The 15,262-nt window shown below is 66.0% G+C and carries 12 protein-coding genes and 2 tRNA genes; 2 read left to right on the top strand and 12 right to left on the bottom strand.

The genetic code is table 11. The features are described 5' to 3' along the window. The first annotated feature begins 18 nt into the window (after positions 1-18). Positions 19-177: a hypothetical protein gene (locus P6897_RS00070; RefSeq protein ID WP_269268424.1), complete on the top strand. Its 159-nt coding sequence runs from the start codon at positions 19-21 to the stop codon at positions 175-177. 409 nt (positions 178-586) lie between these two features. Here the strand turns inward: P6897_RS00070 and P6897_RS00065 are convergent, their stop codons facing one another. The 3 genes from P6897_RS00065 to P6897_RS00055 form a co-directional block, all read right to left on the bottom strand. Further along, positions 587-763: a hypothetical protein gene (locus tag P6897_RS00065; RefSeq protein ID WP_274179119.1), complete on the bottom strand. Its 177-nt coding sequence runs from the start codon at positions 761-763 to the stop codon at positions 587-589. Between the two features lie 119 nt (positions 764-882). Further along, on the bottom strand, positions 883-2,829 hold the full coding sequence (locus P6897_RS00060) for a hypothetical protein (protein ID WP_274179120.1): 1,947 nt from the start codon (positions 2,827-2,829) through the stop codon (positions 883-885). 164 nt (positions 2,830-2,993) lie between these two features. Further along, positions 2,994-4,139, bottom strand: a complete 1,146-nt coding sequence (locus tag P6897_RS00055) for a histidine kinase (RefSeq protein WP_282501749.1) — start codon at positions 4,137-4,139, stop codon at positions 2,994-2,996. Positions 4,140-4,396: 257 nt separating this feature from the next. Between P6897_RS00055 and P6897_RS00050 the strand changes: the two genes are divergently transcribed. After that, the gene (locus P6897_RS00050; protein ID WP_274179121.1) at positions 4,397-5,056 is read left to right on the top strand and encodes a response regulator transcription factor; all 660 of its coding nucleotides are present in this window, start codon (positions 4,397-4,399) and stop codon (positions 5,054-5,056) included. A gap of 176 nt (positions 5,057-5,232) precedes the next feature. Here the strand turns inward: P6897_RS00050 and P6897_RS00045 are convergent. From P6897_RS00045 to dnaA, 9 genes are all read right to left on the bottom strand, one after another. Next, positions 5,233-5,305 (bottom strand) — tRNA-Ala (locus P6897_RS00045). Between the two features lie 14 nt (positions 5,306-5,319). Further along, positions 5,320-5,393 (bottom strand) — tRNA-Ile (locus P6897_RS00040). Between the two features lie 61 nt (positions 5,394-5,454). Beyond that, entirely contained in the window at positions 5,455-5,859 is a 405-nt protein-coding gene (locus P6897_RS00035) for a DUF3566 domain-containing protein (RefSeq protein ID WP_112615523.1), read from the bottom strand. Further along, a complete protein-coding gene (gene gyrA, locus P6897_RS00030; protein ID WP_112615521.1) occupies positions 5,856-8,435 on the bottom strand; it encodes a DNA gyrase subunit A in 2,580 nt (859 codons plus the stop codon). Before gyrA ends, P6897_RS00035 begins: the two co-directional genes overlap by 4 nt. Before the next feature lie 33 nt (positions 8,436-8,468). After that, positions 8,469-10,526 (bottom strand): DNA topoisomerase (ATP-hydrolyzing) subunit B, encoded by a 2,058-nt coding sequence (gene gyrB, locus P6897_RS00025; protein WP_274179122.1) that lies wholly within the window; start codon positions 10,524-10,526, stop codon positions 8,469-8,471. Positions 10,527-10,649: 123 nt separating this feature from the next. Next, the gene (locus tag P6897_RS00020; protein WP_112615518.1) at positions 10,650-11,138 is read right to left on the bottom strand and encodes a DciA family protein; all 489 of its coding nucleotides are present in this window, start codon (positions 11,136-11,138) and stop codon (positions 10,650-10,652) included. Then, positions 11,125-12,291: a DNA replication/repair protein RecF gene (gene recF, locus P6897_RS00015; protein ID WP_274179123.1), complete on the bottom strand. Its 1,167-nt coding sequence runs from the start codon at positions 12,289-12,291 to the stop codon at positions 11,125-11,127. The genes P6897_RS00020 and recF overlap by 14 nt, the downstream gene beginning before the upstream one ends. A gap of 58 nt (positions 12,292-12,349) precedes the next feature. Further along, positions 12,350-13,489, bottom strand: a complete 1,140-nt coding sequence (gene dnaN, locus P6897_RS00010) for a DNA polymerase III subunit beta (RefSeq protein WP_112615514.1) — start codon at positions 13,487-13,489, stop codon at positions 12,350-12,352. 393 nt (positions 13,490-13,882) lie between these two features. Beyond that, positions 13,883-15,262 carry a chromosomal replication initiator protein DnaA gene (gene dnaA, locus P6897_RS00005; RefSeq protein WP_269268496.1) on the bottom strand — a complete coding sequence of 460 codons (1,380 nt, stop codon included), beginning with the start codon at positions 15,260-15,262 and terminating at the stop codon, positions 13,883-13,885.

Below are 15,262 nucleotides of genomic sequence, written 5' to 3'. Positions count from 1 at the left end.
CGTCGTGTCGACGGCACCGTGGATTCCCAGGACATCGGTCGCGCCGAGTTCCAGGACACGTGCACGTGGGCGATCGCTCCGTCGCGGCTGGGCGTCGAGATACGCCTGTACCGTGTCCGCGGCTCGCACTATTACGGGTGCCGTCATTTCTCCTCCATCGCCGCCGAGGCGGCCTAGATCACTTACTGGTCGACCCGCAGCTGGACGAACACCCGCAGCAGCTGCCGCAACTCGAACTCGAACAACCGCAGCAGCTCGAGGTCGAGCAGCTCGACCACTGGAGCGCTTCGTCCTGCGACAGCTGGGCGAAATCGTCTATCTCGAAGGTCTGCGCCTCGAGATCGGCGATCTGTCGTGCAAGGGGATTCATCATCACCCCTCCTCTCCGTTGGTCTGGGTCGTCACGCACACGACGATGTAGAGCTGCAGCTCGAACTCGTCGTCGAGCAGCACGACGAGCACGAGCACGAGCACGTCGATGTGGTGCTGCACGCGCAGCTGGTACTGGTCGAAGCCGCCATGTCTTCGGCGGGTGTGAAGTCGAGCACCTCGAAGGTCTCCGCCTCGAGAACCGCGATGTGGGCTTTCAACTGGGACATTCGTTCACCTCCTTTCCGGTTGTGCGTGGGCGTGTGGCGCCCGCTCGGGTCAGCCGATATGGCTGCAGCTGGTCGTCGATGTCGAGCTCGTGGCGCTGCAACTCGTCGAGCTGCAGCTGCAGGTCGTGCATCCACAGCAGCTGGACGTCGAACAGCTCGACCACGCGAACCCCTGCTGGTCCATCAGCAGCTCGGCGCTGTCGAGGATCTCGAACGTCTCGGTCTCGAGTGCTGCGAGGTCCGCCCGCAATCCGTTCTCCATGTCTTCCTCCCTTCTCGCAGGTCAACTGTCGGCCGGAAGCAGAACTCGCACGGTGTGGAGCGCCCCCGTCGCCCGGATATCGGCGGTCGTCGTATCGACCACCACCGTGTCGAGGGACGCCTCGGTCGACCCGGTGAAGGGCTCGGACACCGTCCGCAACGCAAGAGTCGACACATCGAGATCCGGGATGAGCATCCGGTCCGGTTCGGCCCCGGTCGGAGCCACGAGCACGCGGCCGAGGAGTCGGAGCAAGGCATCCTGGGCGGCCTGATCGACGTCCCACCCGGAGCCGAGCGTGTGCTCGCCGGACCGCAGGTCTCGCGCGAGCAACACGGTCCCCACCGCGGTGTGCGGCAGCTCGACGAGAACCGGGTCCAGACCCTTCAAGCGAGCCGCGTCGAGCAGGTACGCATTCTGCGCGTTGAGACCGTCGGCGGGGATGTCGTGCAGGTCGCCCTCGCGCACCAGCGAGGACAGCGCGCGGAAGGCTGCGGCTGACAGCAGGCCGGCGGCCACAGCTTCGGCAAGGGTGGCACCCGCTCCCTCGCCGGCAGTGGTGCGTTCGAACGCGCCGCGTGAGTTCACTGCATGGCGCGACCACACCGCTGCCTGGGGGACGAGAACTCGCTCGCCACCGAGGGTGATTCCGGGGACGAGAGGCATGTCGTCGGCCTCGACGGGGCCGAGACCCGTTGCGATCTCGAGCTCGGTGGCGAGAATGCGTCTGAATGCGGACGACTCCTGCGGCTCACGCGGACCGACGTTGCTGACATGGAGGAGCGCGGCGGCCTCCATTGCGCGCCGACGAGCGTCTCCGAGGTTGTCCAGCGAGAACCCCAGCACCGTGGTCGACGTACCCGACCGCCGGTGCACGGCGCGCGCGATCTTGATCGGCGACTGGTCGACCAGCTCGTCGGTGAATCCCGTGACGACGCCGACCTTCTCGCCGACGAGGCGCAGATAGCGCTGCAGCCTGTCGGAGTCCACGTCGTTGTCGACGCTCTCCCTCGCTGTTGGCCATGATCGGACCTCGGCGGCATCCGGTGGCCGGATGCCGGATGATCGCGGGTCTGGAAGGACCGCTTCGCGAGAGGTGTCACCGGTGGTGAGGTCGACGATCACGATCGCGTCGTCTGCTTCGGCCGGTGGGGCCGCCGTGAGGTAGCGGAAAGCGTCGTAGGCCACCGTGGTCCCGAGGATGCCCAGCTGCACGCGCGTGAGGGACGCCACAGACACACGATGGGCGGGATCTGAGATCGCCCGCCACATCTGGAGGGAGCCGGGTGTCTCGTCGTTGTCGGTCAGCCGGGCCATCGCCGCAGCCCAGTTGATCGCGGAACCGGGACGGGTGATCGGGCCGAGGATGACCTGGTCTCCGATCCGCGTCACGGGGTAGACGGCGCTGCCGGGCTCACGAGTGGCTCGGGCGATCGCCGAGGCGTCGCCGGTGGTGTCAATGACGATCCGCAGTGCGGCGGCGCCGGGCGCGGGTGTCTCATCCGCGTCCGCCGTGCGGAGCAGGCCGTTGCGCTGCAGGCCCCGTCGGACGACGTCGCTGACTTCTGGGTCGCCCTCGACGGTGACATGCGCAGCGCGGAAGCGACGAAACCGCTCGAGACCATCGTTCGCGTAATGGTCGATGTAGGCGATCTGTGCTCGAAACGGGGCAAGAGGCCCCGTCGGGTCGACCGGGTCTCCGTCGATCAGTGACACCGCGTCATGGTCGCGGAGAACGGCGAGAAGACTGTCGACCATCTGGGATCGAGACTCATCAAGTCCGGCCACCAGCTCCTCGGCCGTGCGTGAGCCGTCGAGGAACGGGGCGAGGCTGGCGAGCCACCGATACGTCGTCTGCCCGCGCAGAACGAAACCTCCGTCGGAGTGCCGGACCAGGGCTCCGCCGGGCACCTGCGCGAAAACCAGATCATGGCGCAGCCGCAGCCTGCTCGCCGCCTTCTCGGACTGCATTGCGATATTCATCGGCCCCCCACTCGATCTCGACCACACGCGTCGTGTCGACCTCGACGGTGGTCTCGCTCGAACACATGCTCATCTTGTGGGAGAAGGATCCGCACAGAAGTGCCGATTAGATGGCACGAAAGTACGACCGCAGGAGAGGCCCGCGGGTCGGGTCACTCGCTCTCGTGACCCGTCGGCACACGGACCGACAGCGTCCACACCCCCGAGGACGCGGCGGCGGAGAGATGTCCGCCCACCCTCGAGACACGCTCACGCATCCGGACCAGGCCGAACCCGCCGGATGGTACGCGTTGGATTCTGCGTCCTTCCTCGACGGAATTCGTGATCTCGAACTCGACGGCGGCCCGCGACGTCCGCACCGCAAGGGCGACCTCCGTGCCGCTCGAGTGCTTCAGCACGTTCGTGGTCGCCTCGCGCACGAGCCGGGACAGGGTCAGGTCCACGATCCGAGGCAGCTGTGTCCCGTCGACGGCGTCGACATCCGCACGTACGGTCATCCCGGCGCGTTCCAGCGTGTGACACCCGTCTGCGATGGCGCCCCGGAACTCGGAAACCGACGCGGAGGGCGTTTCTGTGGGCTGAACGTGCGATTGCCCCACAACGCGCCTGAGGTCCTCCAGCGCGCGACGCGAAGAGGAGCGGATCGCGTCGAGTGACGTGCCGTGCGCATCGCATTCGACGATCAAGTCGACGTGCATGGCGATGATCGTCAGATCGTGTGCAACCACGTCGTGCAGCTCATCCGCTATTCGCAAACGCTCCGCCATCACGGACTCGTGCTCCGCCCGCGCACGCTCCGCCAACTGCTCACGCAGTCGGCGCGACCCCGCCTCGACTCTGCGCATGATGAGCCCGCTGGACGCCGACACCACCCCCACGGCCATGAGGACGATCGCCTCGGTGACAGGCATCGCGTCAGCGAGGATGCTCCACGCGAGCCCGCCTGACCACACCATGGCGTACACGAGTATGACGCGAAGGTCGCACGTGCGGACCACGAGGGCCAGCGCCACAGCGGCTACCACGAGGGCGAGTGCTTGCGTATCCCCCAGGAAGGCGCCGAGGAGGAGAACGACGATGACCGCAGCCGAGAGTCGGGGCGAGAAAGCGAACCCGGCCAGGGAGACGGTCAAAAAGGACTCGAAGATGGCCGTCGACAACGGATCCCCGGCGGTCGCGTGCATGGCGATTCCGGCGACGAGCAGCACACCTGCGAGAGTGAGCAGCGTGATGCGCTCGGGACGACTGAGAGGCGAGACGTGGCGGAGCCCGTGACCGAAGCCGTCGCTACGCTTCACCGTCCCCACGCTCACAGGACCATTGTGCGTCGCTGAGGCCCGGGCGAGTCAACCGCCACATCGCGCCAGTGTCAGTGTCAGTGGCACACTCCGAGCATCTTGCAGAGTTCGGACCAGAAGCCGCCCGCCATCATCCCGTGAATCACGCACATCACCTCCCCCTGTGTCGTCGCCTCCAGCATCACGCGAAGAGAGCGGCCCATTCGTCTCGATCCGTCGCACTTTCGTACCGAAGAATCCCCGATATTCTCGACGACGTGACCGAGATCCGCGTGCTGATCGCTGATGACGAGGAACTCATGCGCAGCGCTCTGGCGATCTTCGTGGAACGCTCGCCGTCGATGACGGTTCTCGGGACCGCCGAGGACGGTGCCGTCGCGGTCGACATGGCCGAGCGTCTTCGTCCCGATGTGGTGCTCATGGATCTGAACATGCCGCGAATCGACGGTTTCGAGGCGGCACAGCGTCTGCAGCGCGCAGGAAACCCCGCACAGATCATCGCGATCACGACGCTCGGCACCATCGATGCCATCACCCGTGCACTGAGAGGTGGATTCGCCGGCTACCTGTTGAAGGATTCTCCGCCGGATGCGGTCGTTGCTGCGATCGCGGCGGTGCACAGCGGTTCGGGCGTCCTGTCCCCCGAAATGACCAAGCGTCTGGTACTCGACGTCAAGCGGCACGACGTCATCGATGCGCACTCGGTCGAGAGCCTCAACGACCGCGAAGCGGCGATACTCCGCGAGCTCGCGCTCGGGAAAAGCAACAGCGAGATCGCGGATGCGCTCCATCTGTCCGAAAGCACCGTCAAGACCCACCTCGGCGTCGTCATGAAGAAGTGGGATGTACGAGACCGAGTGCAGGTCCTCATCACGGCGGTCAGGGCCGGACTCGTCGATCTGTTTCCGGCGGACTGAAGCGGACTATCGTCGCCGTCGTGATGGACGGGATCGCAAGCACGGCCGCAGGCACCAAGCGAGCAGATCACGCGCACGCCTGAACTCCCGCGTCTCGTTGCGGCTCGAACTTCCCGGCGCCGACGAAAAAAGTGACGCCGGGTATCCGTAGGAACGGATACCCGGCGTTGCGTCTGTGGAGCCTAGGAGATTCGAACTCCTGACATCCTGCTTGCAAAGCAGGCGCTCTACCAGCTGAGCTAAGGCCCCGAGGGGGTTCGGGGTGGGGCTACCAGGACTTGAACCTGGGACCTCTTCATTATCAGTGAAGCGCTCTAACCGCCTGAGCTATAGCCCCGTACCGACGCGCTTCACGCGCCGGCAACCTCCAAGACTTTACCCGATGATCCGGGAATCTACTAATTGGAGGTGAAGCCGACCAGCAGTCCGCCGGTGACCTTGACCATCACGTTGTAGATGCCGGCGACGACAGCGCCCAGCACCGTGATGACGATGAGGTTGAGGATGGCGACGACGGCCGCGAACGCCATGACCTGCGGCAGGTCGAGGAACTGCTTGATGGAGAAGTCACCGTTCGAGAACGCCACGAACAGCTCGTCCACCCGGTCGATGAGACCGGTGGTGCTGAGCACCATGAAGACGAGGAAGGTGGCGACGACCGTCACGATCGCCAGGGCCACCGCGGCGAGGAACGACAGCTTCACGGCCGACCAGAAGTCGACGTAGACGAGGCGCAGGCGGACCTGCTTCGCGCTGGTCTTGCTCGTGGACTTCTTGGCGAGTTTGTCGGCGACCGTGCTCATGCGTCAGAACCACTCTCTTCGGTATCCGCGGACGGGGGTGCATCCGGGGCGGAGGCATCCTCGGATGCCGCGTCTTCGGTCAGTCCACGCTCACCGTTCCGGGCGATGGCGAGGATGCGGTCGTCGTCACCGAACCGGGCGAAAACGACGCCCATGGTGTCGCGACCCTTGGCCGGGACCTCGGCCACGGAGGAGCGTACCACCTTGCCGCTGGCAAGAACCACGAGGACCTCGTCGGTCTCCGACACGATGAGACCGCCCGCGAGCACCCCGCGATCGTCGTTCAGCTTGGCCACCTTGATGCCCAAGCCGCCGCGGCTCTGGGTGCGGTACTGGTCGACCGACGTGCGCTTGGCGTACCCGCCGTCCGTGACGACGAACACGTAGCCCTCGTCCCGCACGACCGATGCCGACAGCAGGCTGTCGTCCTCACGGAACGAGATGCCCTTCACACCTTCGGTCGATCGGCCCATCGGGCGCAACGCGTCGTCGGTGGCCGCGAAGCGCAGCGACATCCCCTTGCGCGTGATGAGAAGGATGTCGTCGCCCTCGTCGACGAGCAGCGCGCTGACGAGCTCGTCGCCGCCGGCCTCGTCGTCCTGGCCGCGCAGGCGGATCGCGATGACACCGCCCTGGCGGTTGGTGTCGTACTCGGTCAGCGCGGTCTTCTTGACCTTGCCGTCGCGGGTCGCGAGTACCAGGTACTGCGCCGCGGCGTAGTCGCGGATGTCGAGGATCTGCGCGATCTCCTCGCCCGGCTGAAGCGCGAGGAGATTGGCGACGTGCTGGCCCTTCGCGTCGCGGCCGGCCTCGGGAAGCTCGTACGCCTTGGTGCGGTAGACGCGGCCCTTCGTCGTGAAGAACAGCAGCCAGTGGTGCGTCGTCGTGACGAAGAAGTGCTCGACGACGTCATCCGCGCGCAGCTGGGCGCCCTTGACTCCCTTGCCGCCTCGGTGCTGCGAGCGGTAGTTGTCGCTCCGCGTGCGCTTGATGTACCCGTCGCGGGTCACCGTGACCACCATCTCCTCTTCGGGGATGAGGTCTTCCATCGACATGTCGCCGTCGAACCCGTGGAGGATGTGCGTGCGCCGCTCGTCGCCGTACTTGTCGACGATCGCGGTCAGCTCTTCGCCGATGATCGAGCGCTGACGCGCGGGGGTGGCGAGGATGTCGTTGAGGTCGGCGATCTTCAGCTCGAGCTCGGTCGCCTCGTCGATGATCTTCTGACGCTCGAGCGCCGCGAGGCGGCGCAGCTGCATCGACAGGATCGCGTCGGCCTGCAGATCGTCGATGTCGAGAAGGGCCTTCAGTCCCTCTCGCGCTTCCTCGACCGTGGGGGAGCGGCGGATGAGCGCGATGACCTCGTCGAGGGCATCGAGCGCCTTGAGGTATCCGCGCAGGATGTGCATGCGCTTCTCGGCCTCGTTGAGGCGGTAGCGCGTGCGGCGGACGATGACCTCGATCTGGTGGGTGATCCAGTACGAGATGAATCCGTCGAGCGGGAGCGTGCGGGGCACGCCGTCGACGATCGCCAGCATGTTGGCGCCGAAGTTCTCCTGCAGCTGCGTGTGCTTGTACAGGTTGTTCAGCACGACCTTCGCGACGGCGTCGCGCTTGAGCACGACGACGAGGCGCTGACCCGTGCGGTCGCTCGTCTCGTCGCGGATGTCGGCGATGCCGGTGATCTTGCCGTCACGAGCGAGGTCGCGGATCTTGAGCGCGACGTTGTCGGGGTTGACCTGGTACGGCAGCTCGGTGATGACGAGGCAGTTGCGGCCCTGAATCTCCTCGACCTCGACGACGGCGCGCATCGTGATCGAGCCGCGACCGGTGCGGTACGCCTCTCGGATGCCCTTCGTGCCGAGGATCTGCGCCCCAGTGGGGAAGTCCGGGCCGTGGATGCGCGACATCAGCGCTTCGAGGAGTTCCTCGCGCGATGCATCCGGGTTCTCCAGCGACCACAGTGCACCCTCGGCGACCTCGCGCAGGTTGTGCGGCGGGATGTTCGTGGCCATGCCGACCGCGATACCCACCGAACCGTTCACGAGCAGGTTCGGGAAGCGCGAGGGCAGGACGACCGGTTCCTGGGTCTTGCCGTCGTAGTTGTCCTCGAAGTCGACGGTGTCCTCGTCGATGTCGCGGACCATCTCCATGGCGAGAGCGGCCATCTTGGTCTCGGTGTACCGCGGGGCCGCGGCACCCTGATTGCCCGGCGAGCCGAAGTTACCCTGCCCGTCGGCGAGCGGGTACCTCAGCGACCACGGCTGCACGAGGCGGACGAGCGCATCGTAGATCGCGCTGTCACCGTGCGGGTGGTATTGACCCATGACCTCGCCGACGACGCGCGCGCACTTCGAGTAGCTCTTGTCGGGGCGGTAGCCGCCGTCGTACATGCCGTAGATGACGCGGCGGTGCACCGGCTTGAGGCCGTCCTCGACGCGGGGGAGCGCGCGCCCCACGATGACGCTCATCGCGTAGTCGAGGTAGCTCCGCTGCATCTCGACCTGGAGGTCGACCTGATCGATGTTGCCGTGGTTGTGGGCAGGCGTGAGGTCGGGACGTTCTTCGTCAGACATACGTTCTCAGTTTCTCGATGTCGCTCGGCTCGATCAGATGTCGAGGAAGCGGACGTCCTTGGCGTTGCGCTGGATAAAGGTGCGGCGGGACTCGACGTCTTCGCCCATGAGCACCGAGAAGATCTCGTCGGCGGCGGCCGCGTCGTCGATCGTCACCTGGCGCAGGGTGCGGGTGCTGTGGTCCATCGTGGTCTCCCACAGCTCTTTCGGGTTCATCTCGCCGAGACCCTTGTAGCGCTGGATGCCGGATTCCTTGGGGATGCGCTTGCCGTTGGCGAGCCCGTCGGCGAGCAGAGCGTCGCGCTCCTTGTCGCTGAACACGTACTCGTGGTCGGCATTCGTCCACTTCAGGCGGTACAGCGGCGGCATCGCCAGATAGACATAACCCGCTTCGATGAGCCCGCGCATGTAGCGGAACAGCAGCGTCAGCAGCAGCGTCGTGATGTGCTGCCCGTCGACATCGGCATCCGCCATCAGCACGATCTTGTGGTACCGCGCCTTCTCGACGGCGAAGTCCTCGCCGATGCCGGTTCCGAACGCGGAGATGATCGCCTGGATCTCGTTGTTGCCGAGAGCACGATCGAGTCGCGCCTTCTCGACGTTCAGGACCTTGCCGCGCAGCGAGAGGATCGCCTGCGTCTCGGGGTCACGGCCGCGCACAGCCGAACCGCCGGCCGAGTCACCCTCGACGAGGAAGATCTCGGAGATCGACGGGTCCTTGCTCGTGCAGTCCTTGAGCTTGTCGGGCATCGACGCCGACTCGAAGACGCTCTTGCGGCGGGCGGTCTCGCGGGCCTTGCGCGCGGCGAGACGCGCGGTCGCGGCATCCACCGCCTTCATGATGACGCGCTTGGCCTGGGCGGGGTTGCGGTCGAGCCAGTCCGTCAGCTGGTCGCCGACGATCTTCTGGACGAACGCCTTCGCCTCGGTGTTGCCGAGCTTCGTCTTGGTCTGACCCTCGAACTGCGGCTCGGAGAGCTTGACGGAGATGACGGCCGTGAGTCCCTCGCGGATGTCGTCACCGGTGAGGTTGTCGTCCTTCTCCTTGAGGAGGCCTTTGTCGCGCGCGTAGGCGTTGACGCGCGTCGTCAGCGCCGCCCGGAAACCCTCTTCGTGGGTACCGCCCTCGTGCGTGTTGATCGTGTTCGCGAAGGTGAACACGTTCTCGGTGTAGCTCGTGGTCCACTGCATCGCGAGCTCGAGCGAGATGTGGCGCACGGTGTCCTCGGACTCGATCTCGATGATCTCGTCGTTGACCACCTCGGTCTTGCGCAGCTTGTTCAGGTACTCGACGTAATCGACGAGGCCACGCTCGTAGTGGAAGTCGTCGTGACGCTGCTGCGACTCGGAGCCACCCTCGTCGAGGTCGACGACCACGGCCGCCTCGGGACGCTCGTCGGTCAGCGTGATCCGCAGCCCCTTGTTGAGGAATGCGGTCTGCTGGAAGCGCGTGCGAAGAGTGTCGTAATCGAACGAGATCGTCTCGAAGATGTCGCCGTCGGGCCAGAAGGTGACGGTCGTTCCGGTCTCGTCGCTGTCCTCGCCCTTCGCCAGGGGAGCCTGCGGCTTGCCGCCGTCGGCGAACGTCTGGCGCCAGACCGATCCCTGACGCTTGATCTCGACCTCGAAGCGCGTCGAGAGCGCGTTGACGACCGACGATCCGACGCCGTGCAGTCCACCGGAGACGGCGTAGCCGCCGCCGCCGAACTTTCCACCGGCGTGCAGGACGGTCAGCACGACCTCGACGGTCGACTTCGTCGGATCGGAGGCGTGGGGATCCACCGGGATGCCGCGGCCGTTGTCGACCACCCGGAGCCCACCGTCTTCGAGGATCGTCACGTGGATCGTGTCGCAGTAGCCGGCCAGCGCCTCATCGACCGCGTTGTCGACGATTTCGTAGACGAGGTGATGCAGACCACGCTCACCCGTGGATCCGATGTACATTCCCGGACGCTTCCGCACCGCCTCGAGGCCTTCGAGCACCTGGATCGCGTCGGCGCCGTACTCGTTGGGCACCTTCGCCGAGGTCTCCTCAGCCGAATCGGGGGTTTCGGGGTCTTCGGGAACGCTGTCGGGATTCTGAGACGTCATAGGTTTCGAGCGCTCCACATCGGTTCGGTCAGTCCCGCTCAGTCTACCCGTTCGGGCGCTCTCACGCGGCCCTCAGCGCCCGTATGGCGAACGAAAGTCGGATTCGATGACTGGGGACGTGGCTCATCCGTAGGTATCGCGAGGGCCACGGCCTGGAACGGCTCTGGGGCCCCATTTCCAGGAGGGGACGTCCGGGCCTACGAAACGCACCGACTCGACCCCCGATTGTGGGAACGCTTTCACGAGCTGCGTCGTGATGACCGTCCGCATCAGGTGGAGGTTCTTCGCCCACGCCGTCGAGTCGCACTGCACGGTGAGCACGCCGTCGGAGAGCGCGACGGGGGATGCGTGGCGCGCGGTCTCCTCGCCGGCGACCTCCGCCCAGCGCAGCACGAGATCCTCGCGGGAGAGCTGGGCGTCCCACCCGGCCTGACGAGTGAGGTCGGCGATGACGTCACCGAGTCCCTTGGGGTCGCGTCCGGACGTGAAGGGCTGGTTCTCGTCGTCGTCCGTCCGCTGCCGACGGCGCTTCTTCCACCGGCCCGAGGGCTCGAGCCCGCGCAGACGCAGATACGTGGAGATCGTCTCCGGCGCTTCGTCAGACGGCAGCATCGGAATCCTCGTGCAGCGTGCCCGCCTCGACCCGAACGGTGCGCGCACGCAGACCGAGCGGAACGTCTTCGGAGACCGCCGCCGTCACGATGACCTGTTCGTAGTCGGCGACGATGCCGGCCAGGCGCGCGCGCCGATCAGCATCGAGCTCGGCGAAGACGTCGTCCAGGATCACGATGGGGTCGCCCAGCGTCGACTCCGCGCGCAGCAGCTCGGCCGACGCGAGGCGGAGGGAGAGGGCGACGGACCACGATTCGCCGTGCGACGCGTAGCCCTTCACCGGAAGATCGCGGATGCGCAGGATCAGGTCGTCGCGGTGCGGGCCGACGAGCGTGATGCCGCGGTCGAGCTCCGCGCTGCGACGATCGGCGAGGGCGGTGCGGAAGAGCTGCTCGATCGCCGCCGCGTCGGCGATGCCGGCGTCGGCAGGCGAGTCGTCCTCTTCCGGATCGGCTCCGCCGACGGAGAGCGCCCACTGGAGTTGGGGTCGATGGTCGGCACCGGCGATGGCGGTGTAGGCGCGGGCGACGGGGCCGGCGAGTTCGGATGCCAGTCGCAGACGGGCCCGGATGACGTCGGTGCCGAGCGAGACGAGCTTGTCGTCCCATACCTCGAGTGTCGAGAGCCCGTCTCCACGGACACCGCGGGCGCGGGCGGATTTCAGCAGGGCGTTGCGTTGCTTGAGCACGCGGTCGTAGTCGGCGAGGACGCCCGCAAGCCGCGGGGCACGCTGAATGAGGAGCTGATCGGCGAATCTTCGGCGCGCCGACGGATCACCGCGCACGATCTGCAGGTCTTCCGGTGCGAAGAGGACGACCTGCGCGTAGCGGGGGAGTTCCGCCGTACGCACGGGCGAACCGTTGACGCGAGCCTTGTTGGAGCCGGTGCGATTGAGCTGCGCTTCGAGCTGCACCCGTCGCTGACCGTGAGCGAGCCGGGCTCGGACGAAGGCGGCATCCGCGCCGTCGCGCACCATGGGTGCGTCCTGCGACACTCGGTGGGAACCGAGCGTCGCGAAGTAGCCGATCGCCTCGGCGAGATTCGTCTTTCCCTGACCGTTGCGCCCGACGAACACGTTCGCCCCGGGAGCAAGAGAGAGCTCGGCAGCCGCGTAGTTGCGGAAGTCCACCAGGCTCAGCTGCTCCACGATCATCAGATCACCCTAGTTCTCGTCTCCGACAGTCCCACCGAGGTGGTCGTGATCGGGGCGATCAGCGCAGGAGGAGGTTGGGCTGCAGCAGGTACTTGAACGACTCCACGCCGCCCGAGGTCTGCGGGGTGATGAGAATCGGGCTGAGCTTGTTCGCGTTCTCGCTCGAGGTGAAGGTGACGCGGGTGAACTCGCTCTTCACGGCCGCGAGCGCCTCGAGCAGGTACTGCGGGTTCAGGCCGATGACGACCTCCTCGCCCGTCAGCGTCGCGTCGACCGACTCGGTCGCGCGTGCCTGCTCAGTGCCCGACGCATCCATCGAGACCCCGTCGGCGCCGAACGTGAAACGCAGCGGAGCCGAACGGTCGAGCACGAGGGCGACACGCCGCACGGCTTCGATGAGCTCACCGGTGTTGACGACGGCGTGGTGGTCGGTCGCCTCGGGGAACAGGCGGCGGACCGGCGGGAAGTTCCCCTTGATGAGCAACGACGTGACCGTCTTGTTGCCGGCGGTGAAGGCGATGATCTCGCGGTCGCCGGAACCGGAGAACGACACCGTGATGTCGCCGGAGTGGGCGAACGTCTTACCCACCTCGGTGAGTGTGCGTGCCGGGACGAGCGCGGTGGTGGTGTTCTCGTCGGCGACGATCCCGCTGTCGAACGGGATGTCGCGGAGCGCCACGCGGTAACGGTCGGTGGCGACGAGGCTGAGCTGGGTGCCGCTCACCTCGAGCTGAACGCCGGTGAGCACAGGAGTCACGTCATCGCGCGACGCCGCGAAGGCGACCTGCGAGATCGCCGTGGCGAAGTCCTCGGCCGGCACGACACCCGATTCGCCCGAGACCTCGGGGATCGCGGGATATTCCTGTACCGGCATCGACGCGAGCGTGAAGCGCGCAGATCCACAGGTGAGGAGGATCCCGTCGTCGTCGACGGCGATCTGGATCGGCGCGTTCGGCAGGCGGCTGGCGATCTCCGACAGCAGACGACCGTGCACGAGGATCGTGCCCGGGTCGTCGACGGTGGCCTCGATCGTCGTGCGTGCGGACGCCTCGTAGTCGAACGCCGACAGCGAGAGACCCGCCTCGGTGGCTTCGATCAGCACACCCGCGAGGATCGGCTGCGGGTTGCGCTGGGGGAGGAGCTTCACGACGAACGACACAGCCTCGCTGAAGACGTCGCGATTGACCTGGAACTTCACTGGCGCTCCCTTGTCGTGGATGAAAGCTCTCCCATGCTAGTGCCCAACCCGAGCGGTTCCCGAAGCACGGTTGCGACCGGCCTCACCGCCGTCGAGGTGATCGAATCGCAAATTCTCTAGATGTAACTGTCTTCTTCATCTCCGCTGTGGAAACTGTGGACAACTCGGTGGATACCAGTCGGGACACGGGAACCACACGGATGTAACTTGTGAGCCGGCTGCGGATGATCGTGGGATGACGTCGGCCGCGCTCGGATCGCTGTCGAGCGGCGATCCACAGGAGATGTGTGATTCGTTCACAACTCTTCGACGACGAATCGAAGTTATCCACAGGTTTTCCACACTGTGCAGAACGGCATGATCGGGCGTCGCGCGACCCCTGTCAAGCTGAGCTCAGCGTCGGCCGAGCTGCGACGTGATCTCGGAGACCTGGTTGTAGATCGAGCGGCGCTCCTTCATGAGCTCGCTGATCTTCTTGTAGGCGTACATCACGGTGGTGTGGTCGCGGTTGCCGAAGAGCTGACCGATCTTGGGCAGCGACAGGCTGGTGCGCTCGCGGCAGAGGTACATGGCGATCTGTCGTGCGGTGGCCACGGCCTGCGAACGGCTCGAACCGTACAGATCGTCGACGGACAGTCGGAAGTACTGCGCGGTCGCCGTGATGATGTCGGTGGGGGAGATGACGTTCGCGTCATCCTGATCCACGATGTCGCGCAGCACGGTCTGTGCGAGGGAGATGTCGAGGTTCGACCGGTTGAGGCTCGCGAACGCCGACACGCGGATGAGCGCGCCTTCGAGCTCGCGGATGTTCGACGAGACCTTCGTGGCGATGTACTCGAGGACGTCGTCGGGGACGAGGAGACGCTCGGACTGCGCCTTCTTGCGCAGAATAGCGATGCGGGTCTCGAGGTCGGGTGCCTGCACGTCGGTGATCAGGCCCCACTCGAAGCGACTCCGCATGCGGTCCTCGAAACCGGTGAGGTGTCGAGGGGGCACGTCGCTCGTGATCACGACCTGCTTGTCGTGATCGTGGAGGGTGTTGAACGTGTGGAAGAACGCTTCCTGCGTCTCGGCGCGACCCTGCAGGAACTGGATGTCGTCGATCAGCAGGATGTCGACCTCGCGGTACCGCGCCTGGAAGGCCGAACCGCGGTTGTTGGCGATCGAGTTGATGAAGTCGTTGGTGAACTCTTCGCTCGACACGTACCTGACACGGATGCCGGTGTACAGGTTGAGCGCGTAGTCGCCGATCGCGTGGAGGAGGTGCGTCTTGCCGAGCCCCGAGTCGCCGTAGATGAACAGCGGGTTGTACGCCTTCGCGGGAGCCTCGGCCACGGCGACCGCGGCCGCGTGGGCGAAGCGGTTGGACTGCCCGATCACGAAGTTGTCGAACGTGTACTTCGGGTTCAGTCGGGTGTCATGGCGCGAGGTGGAGACGGGCGCTTCGACGTATTCCTCGCCGGCCGGCCGCAGCGGTGCCGGCGCAGCCGCGGATTGAACCGGGATCGGCGCCGTGAGGTGCGCGTCGGCGAGCTCCGGGTTGACGACGACGCGGTAGCTCGAGGCACCGGGCTCGACATGGACGTGTGCGAGCGCTTCCATGATCGGCTGGCGCAGGCGCTTGTTGAGCTGGGCGGCGGTGAGGTCGTTCGGAACGTCGAGGTAGAGCGTTCCCCCCATCACGCCCTGAGCCACAGCGAGACTCAGGAACCCCTGCATCTGCGGGGTCACCCGGTCATCGTCGGCAAGCAGGTCGAGGACCGCGTTCCACAC

Source organism: Microbacterium sp. BDGP8 (genome assembly GCF_029991045.1).
GTDB classification, from domain to species: Bacteria; Actinomycetota; Actinomycetes; order Actinomycetales; family Microbacteriaceae; genus Microbacterium; species Microbacterium plantarum.
The sequence above is the reverse complement of the archived record's forward strand: the minus strand, read 5'-3'. Positions and strand labels throughout refer to the sequence as shown.